At 35.9% G+C, this 3,661-nt stretch carries 4 protein-coding genes; all 4 read left to right on the plus strand.

The window, feature by feature from the left end; genetic code table 11:
• Window positions 1-299 precede the first annotated feature (299 nt).
• The gene (locus GJS40_RS11890; protein WP_046128617.1) at window positions 300-551 is read left to right on the plus strand and encodes a metal-sensing transcriptional repressor; all 252 of its coding nucleotides are present in this window, start codon (window positions 300-302) and stop codon (window positions 549-551) included.
• Window positions 552-564: 13 nt separating this feature from the next.
• Window positions 565-2,949: a heavy metal translocating P-type ATPase gene (locus GJS40_RS11895; RefSeq protein ID WP_270898080.1), complete on the plus strand. Its 2,385-nt coding sequence runs from the start codon at window positions 565-567 to the stop codon at window positions 2,947-2,949.
• 36 nt (window positions 2,950-2,985) lie between these two features.
• Entirely contained in the window at window positions 2,986-3,192 is a 207-nt protein-coding gene (copZ, locus tag GJS40_RS11900; RefSeq protein WP_147666856.1) for a copper chaperone CopZ, read from the plus strand.
• 240 nt (window positions 3,193-3,432) lie between these two features.
• Window positions 3,433-3,661, plus strand: a 229-nt coding sequence (locus GJS40_RS11905) for a transposase (protein ID WP_270898081.1), incomplete at its 3' end; no start/stop codon positions are given.

Genomic DNA, 3,661 nt, shown 5'->3' on the forward strand with positions numbered 1-3,661 from the left:
TCACCCTGTTAGAATATTCTGTGATTATCCTTTTATAAGGTGGAAGTGCTGTTAGGTGTAAAACAGTGTCTATGAAATTTTGAGAATAAGCGAGCATTTGGAAGATATTCTTACTTTATTGAGGGAGTGCGTTTTAATGTGATTGTTAAATAATAGGGGAAATATAACAAAATATAAAGTTTATCCATTGACAATAATACTATACGGGGGTATCGTAAATATATAAAGATAAGGAAGTGATTCATTTGGAGGAAAAATTCTTACATGATCATCCGAGTAAACCAAGAACAAAAGATGAAATGCAAAAAATAATTAATCGTTTAAAACGAATTGAGGGTCAAGTTCGTGGAATACAGAAAATGGTGGAAGATGATCGTTATTGTGTAGATATTTTAGTGCAAATTAGTGCCATTCAATCGGCATTAAAAAATGTAGGATTTTCTATCACGGAACGACATATTAAACATTGTGTTAGTGATGCTATCAAACAAGGTGAAGGTAAGGAAACCATTGAAGAATTATTGAATGTCATGAAGCAGTTTTCTAAGTAAGGAGGGAATTGTTATGAGTGAAACAAATCATACTACACTTGGTGTAACAGGGATGACCTGTGCAGCTTGTTCTAATCGTGTTGAAAAGGTTTTGAATAAAATGGATGGGGTCAAGGCCCAAGTTAATTTAACAACAGAAAAGGCAACGATAGATTATGATCCAGAGAAAACCTCTATTGAAGACATATCGAAAAAAATAGAGAATGTTGGTTATGGTGTTCTAACGGAGAAAACAGACCTTGATGTCTTTGGAATGACTTGTGCAGCTTGCTCTACCCGTATTGAAAAAGTATTGAACAAACAAGATGGAGTAAAACATGCAACTGTTAATCTAACGACAGAAAGTGCAACGATTGAATATAATCCGGGGTTAGTTGATGTAAAATCATTGATTGATAAAATCAAAAATGTTGGCTATGATGCTAAACCAAAGGCAGAAGCGAAAGAAAAACAAACTTATAAAGAAAAACAACTAAAAAATATGAAGACGAAATTAATTATTTCAGTCTTACTATCTGCACCATTATTATTAACAATGCTTGTTCATTTATTTGGGATGAGTATACCAGATATATTCATGAATCCTTGGTTCCAATTTGCTTTAGCAACACCCGTTCAATTTATCATCGGATGGCAATTTTATGAAGGAGCATATAAGAACCTACGTAATGGTGGAGCAAACATGGATGTACTTGTTGCATTAGGTACAAGTGCGGCTTATTTCTTTAGCTTATACGAAGCATTCAAGACTATTGGCAATCCAGAATATATGCCACATCTATACTTTGAAACGAGTGCCGTTTTGATTACGTTAATTTTGTTTGGTAAATATTTAGAAACGAGAGCCAAAAGTCAAACAACAAATGCTTTATCAAAATTGCTTAATTTACAAGCAAAAGAAGCTCGTGTAATTAGAGATGGTAAAGAATTAATGATTCCTGTAGAAGAAGTTGTCGTTGGGGATCACTTAATTGTCAAGCCGGGAGAAAAGATACCGGTAGATGGTATGGTTGTAAAAGGTAGAACTTCGGTAGATGAATCCATGCTTACAGGAGAATCAATTCCAATTGAAAAGGATTCAGGGGCAAATTTAATTGGATCTACTATTAATAAAAATGGCTCCATTGAAATGGAAGCAACAAAAGTAGGAAAAGATACGGCCCTTGCATCTATTGTCAAGGTCGTGGAGGAAGCCCAAGGTTCAAAGGCGCCAATTCAACGATTGGCAGATGTTATTTCAGGTTATTTCGTTCCAATAGTGGTCGGTATTGCTATCCTTACTTTTATTATATGGATTACTTTAGTCGAGCCGGGTCAGTTAGAACCTGCTTTAGTTGCAGCAATTGCTGTACTTGTTATTGCCTGTCCATGTGCTTTAGGACTTGCAACACCAACATCCATTATGGTCGGAACAGGAAAAGCTGCAGAAAGTGGAATCTTATTTAAAGGTGGCGAACATCTAGAGGGAACACATGAGTTAGAAGCAATCGTACTTGATAAGACGGGTACAATCACAAAGGGAAAACCAGAAGTAACTGATTTTTCAGGTGATGAAGAGACATTACAATTATTGGCTAGTGCAGAAAAAGGGTCTGAACATCCACTTGCAGAAGCAATTGTGGCATACGCTACAGAGAATAATATCGACTTTTTGGAAGTAGAACATTTTGAGGCAGTACCGGGTCATGGTATTGAAGCAAAAATTTCTGGAAAAAACATTCTTGTTGGTAATAGAAAGTTAATGAATGATCATCAAATTAATACAGCAGGTTATGAAGAAAAATTAGTTAATTATGAAACTGATGGTAAAACAGCGATGTTGATTGCCATTGATGGTGAGTACCGGGGAACAGTTGCTGTTGCAGATACTATAAAAGAAACGGCTCCAGAAGCTATTAAGCAATTGAAAGATTTAGGAATAGAAGTGTTTATGTTAACAGGTGATAATGAAAGAACAGCCAAAGCAATAGCAAAACAAGTTGGAATTGATCAGGTAATCGCTGAAGTATTACCTGAAGAAAAAGCAGCTAAAGTAAAAGCAATCCAAGAACAAGGTAAGAAAGTTGCAATGGTTGGGGATGGTGTGAATGATGCACCTGCACTTGTTACAGCGGATATTGGGATTGCCATTGGAACTGGTACAGAAGTAGCAATTGAGGCTGCTGATGTTACGATTCTTGGTGGTGAGCTATTGCTTATACCGAAGGCGATTAAAATCAGTCATGCAACGATTCGAAATATCCGTCAAAACCTTTTCTGGGCATTCGGATATAATACAGCCGGAATACCAGTTGCAGCAATTGGATTACTTGCACCGTGGATTGCTGGTGCAGCAATGGCGTTAAGTTCAGTAAGTGTTGTTACTAACTCACTTCGTTTAAAAAGAGTGAAGTTATAAAATATATTAAATTTATTTAAAGGAGGTGAAAATATAATGGAAAAGAAAACATTAGACGTACAAGGCATGTCTTGTGGTCATTGCAAAATGTCAGTTGAAGGTGCATTGAAAAAATTAGATGGCGTGTCAGCAGCTGAGGTTAATTTGGAAGCTGGAAAAGTAGATGTTACTTTTGATGAATCAAAGGTAAATGTTGATGCCATGAAAGAAGCAATTGAAGAACAAGGCTATGATGTTGCCTAAATATACGAAAAAGGCTGGTTTTCGCAGAGAAGACCAGCCTTTTAATATACATTTCAAAAGGTATGAGGGTGGTTTCATATTTGGATAAATAATGTTACTTTCACTAAGGGAACCAATATGTTAGAGAGTGTAAAATATTTTGTGTAAATAGAAATGCACTAAATAATGTTCATAGAAAAAGGAAGACCCTTTCTGTAGAATAAAGTTAGCCAACCAACTCACAGAAAAGAGGTCTTCCCTATGAATCATCTTACTACAGATTTAATCGAAGCACTAGCACAAAAACAAGATATTGAAGAAGTTTTTCGTCATCATTTGGAAACAGCCATCAATCAGCTGTTAAAACATGAATTAACTGTCTTTTTAGACTATGAGCCTTATGATCGAGAAGGTTTTCATTCCGGCAATTCCCGTAATGGCTACTACGATCGTACCTTTAAAACCGAATACGGAGAACTACACCTTCGTA

Origin of the sequence: Aliibacillus thermotolerans (genome assembly GCF_027853235.1) — a bacterium.
In the GTDB taxonomy this organism is placed as follows: Bacteria; Bacillota; Bacilli; order Bacillales; family Marinococcaceae; genus Aliibacillus; species Aliibacillus thermotolerans.

Excerpts from the sequence above, each read along its gene's own strand:
- GJS40_RS11895 (WP_270898080.1), top strand. The coding sequence starts at position 565 with ATGAGTGAAACAAATCATACTACACTTGGTGTAACAGGGATGACCTGT.
- GJS40_RS11890 (WP_046128617.1), top strand. The coding sequence starts at position 300 with ATGCAAAAAATAATTAATCGTTTAAAACGAATTGAGGGTCAAGTTCGT.
- copZ (WP_147666856.1), top strand. The coding sequence starts at position 2,986 with ATGGAAAAGAAAACATTAGACGTACAAGGCATGTCTTGTGGTCATTGC.